Origin of the sequence: uncultured Maribacter sp. (genome assembly GCF_947500405.1) — a bacterium.
GTDB lineage: Bacteria > Bacteroidota > Bacteroidia > Flavobacteriales > Flavobacteriaceae > Maribacter_B.
The window spans coordinates 1-1,346 of the sequence record NZ_CANMRY010000043.1 but is presented as its reverse complement, the minus strand read 5'-3'; the positions used below and the strand labels follow the sequence as shown (position 1 = coordinate 1,346).

Sequence of the window (1,346 nt, the reverse complement as noted above, 5' to 3'; positions counted from 1 at the left end):
CTCGCGGACTTTCTATCTGTGATTTATTTGCTAACTTTAGTGCTTAAACACGCAACGAAATCATACACAAACACGTTGTGCCCAATTAAAAAATCACGTTTCATAAGATAATTCAGATTAAATGATTGTATCTTTGATAGTATCAAATGATAGTATCACAAATGAAACCACCTTACGAAATAACATCTTCTATTTTAAAATTAATAACTTCTATTTCAGAAAAAATAGGAGAAGTAAATGCTAATTTATTAAACAGACCTTCACCTAAATTGAGAAAACAGAATAGAATCAAAACTATTCATTCTTCTTTAAAAATAGAAGGAAACACACTTACAGAGGAACAAATAACAGCACTTCTTGAAAACAAAAGAGTTATTGGTCCTAAAAAAGATGTTCTTGAAGTTTTAAATGCAATCAAAATCTATGAAAATTTAGAAGATTACAATCCTTCAAATGAAAAATCATTTTTGAAAGCACATAAAAACTTAATGGAAGGTTTAATTGAAAATTCTGGAAATTATAGAAATCAAAGTGTCGGAATTGTAAAAGGCTCAAAAGTTGAGCATTTAGCACCACCTTTTGGAAATGTGCCATATTTAATGAAAGACCTTTTTCAATATTTAAAAAAGTCTGATGAAATTGAATTAATTAAAAGTTGTGTTTTCCATTACGAAATGGAATTTATACATCCATTTTTAGATGGAAATGGAAGAATGGGAAGATTATGGCAAACTTTAATTTTAATGGAAAAATATCCAATCTTTGAGTTTTTGCCTTTTGAAACTTTAATCAGTAACGACCAAGAAAAATATTACAAAGCTTTAGCTGAAAGTGATAAATCTGGAAAGTCAACTAAGTTTATTGAATATATGCTTAACGTAATTGACATTTCAATAAGCCAGTTATTAGATTTTAATAATAGAACATTAAATGAAAAAGATAGATTAGAATATTATGTTTCATTAAATAAAAAAGAATTTACTAGAAAAGACTATATGGATATTTTTAAAGATATTTCATCAGCAACTGCAAGTAGAGATTTAAAAAAAGGAGCTGAATTAAATTTATTTGAAAAAATAGGAGAAAAAAATAAGACAATCTATCGTTTAAAATAACTGGGCACAACAAGGTATATAATCCATTGCTAGTTCTAGCCTACTTACGAATATTCCTGCGGAATATTCTATTCGGTTTTTATTTGCTAAATTAGTGACGTTATACACGCAACGTATCATATACAAAACCGTTGTGCTTAATGCCGAAAAAACCAATGCGTACTCAAGAACTTAACGCAACGAATCTAAATTAATAGATTTGTTATTATGGTACGTAAAAAGAATACAAGA

Annotated in this window: 1 protein-coding gene; it reads left to right on the top strand. The window is 27.7% G+C overall.

The window, feature by feature from the left end:
- The first annotated feature begins 146 nt into the window (after positions 1-146).
- The gene (locus Q0945_RS15880) at positions 147-1,115 is read left to right on the top strand and encodes a Fic family protein (protein ID WP_299436606.1); all 969 of its coding nucleotides are present in this window, start codon (positions 147-149) and stop codon (positions 1,113-1,115) included.
- Positions 1,116-1,346 lie beyond the last annotated feature (231 nt).

What these genes read in the sequence shown, in the direction of transcription:
- Q0945_RS15880 (WP_299436606.1), top strand. Translation starts at nt 147, where the DNA reads ATGATAGTATCACAAATGAAACCACCTTACGAAATAACATCTTCTATT.